Source organism: Flavobacterium sp. FPG59 (assembly GCF_002150205.1).
Lineage (GTDB): Bacteria > Bacteroidota > Bacteroidia > Flavobacteriales > Flavobacteriaceae > Flavobacterium.
In genome coordinates this window covers 1-1,353 of sequence record NZ_MTCA01000376.1, presented here as the reverse complement: position 1 = coordinate 1,353, position 1,353 = coordinate 1, and the positions used below count along the sequence as shown (strand labels likewise).

Genomic DNA, 1,353 nt, shown 5'->3' with positions numbered 1-1,353 from the left:
ATTCAATAACTACTCATAATAAAATCAATTTCAGTCTAGAAGAAAGGAAAGAAGCTTTATTAATATCTTACTCTATTTTAGAGAACTGGCCATGTCAATTCCAAAATATTTTTAAAAACTCAAATGTTAGACGTACAGACTTTACCAGAGATATTAAAGATACTCCCTATTGGTTTGAAAAAGAAATTTTAAATTTACGTTAAGCAACAATCTTTAAAATTCTTTCATTAAAAATTTTATTCGCCATACCATATGCAGCCTCCGATGTGTTATTATAATTTTTCAGACTGTGTTTTAAAGGATCAACTATAACTATACCTAATTTTTTTTTAGCATCATCAGAAAACATTCTGATTTTAGTCCATACATATTGATTTTTCTTAAGCTCATCTATTTTTTTAACAGAGGATTTTAAAAAAAGCTCCAATTTGAATGGATCTATTCTTTCCAAAGAATTGTCGTGTATGAATCCCGTGAACCCTCTATTAAATTCTACTAAATAAAAATATTTATTTTGATAATATAAGGATATAACCATTACAGAATGATTAGAAATTTTATAAGTATTATTACTTAAAATAGAACTACTGAGACATTTAAATTGACATTTTACGCGATACTTTTCTTCTAATTTTTTTACCGTTAATCTCATTAATTCAAATCTACTTATACTGGTAGGAGGAAGAGTATCCAAAAAATTATTTCTCACTGAATCGGAACCTAAATCTGAGCCTTGATTTATAGAAGTTCCCTCATTTAATTGCTTCTCAGTAGGAATTAATGATACATCATAAGCCTTATCTTGTTTATCTCTTATAATTTTTTCTACTGGAAATTGAAAACCTGATACACGTCCAGAATTAATATGAGTATCAATAATGTTAGCTTTACTATTTCCCAGACTCTCAGAAGTTAAATTTATTCGATTACCTTTAATTGAAGGTTGCGCAGGAAGACTAACCTTCGTTTTATCCAAATCTGCTTTTTGGTCAGTTGATGTTTTCGGAAAAAGTTCCTCAATTCTAATTTTATCTACTAAAAATAAATTTGGATTATACTGATGATCTATAATTCTTTCTGCAATAAAATAATCTTGCTCATCTACCTTAAATGCTTTACCTTGAATATTAACTGATAATAGATTTTCACTAAAAGGAAAAATTGTATTTAAAAATATTCCTGATTTTATTTTTTCATGATTATTTCGTTCCCGAACAAAAAAACTTAAAACCTCACTTTCTAATTTAAGTAATGACTTTATTCCCTTATCTCCTGGCATGAATAAAAAATGAGCCATTAAGGAAACATCTTCTTCTCCAAGCAGATTATTATTGTATTTTAATAATCCAATCC

At 27.4% G+C, this 1,353-nt stretch carries 2 protein-coding genes; one reads left to right on the top strand and one right to left on the bottom strand.

The window, feature by feature from the left end; genetic code table 11:
* A partial coding sequence (locus FPG59_RS16915) for a hypothetical protein (RefSeq protein ID WP_217875962.1) occupies window positions 1–203 on the top strand: 203 nt, incomplete at its 5' end.
* On the opposite strand, the gene FPG59_RS16815 is transcribed toward FPG59_RS16915, so the two are convergent.
* Window positions 200–1,353 (bottom strand): hypothetical protein (locus FPG59_RS16815; protein ID WP_176330785.1); only part of this gene is annotated, 1,154 nt, incomplete at its 5' end. The two genes, FPG59_RS16915 and FPG59_RS16815, sit on opposite strands and share 4 nt — an antisense overlap.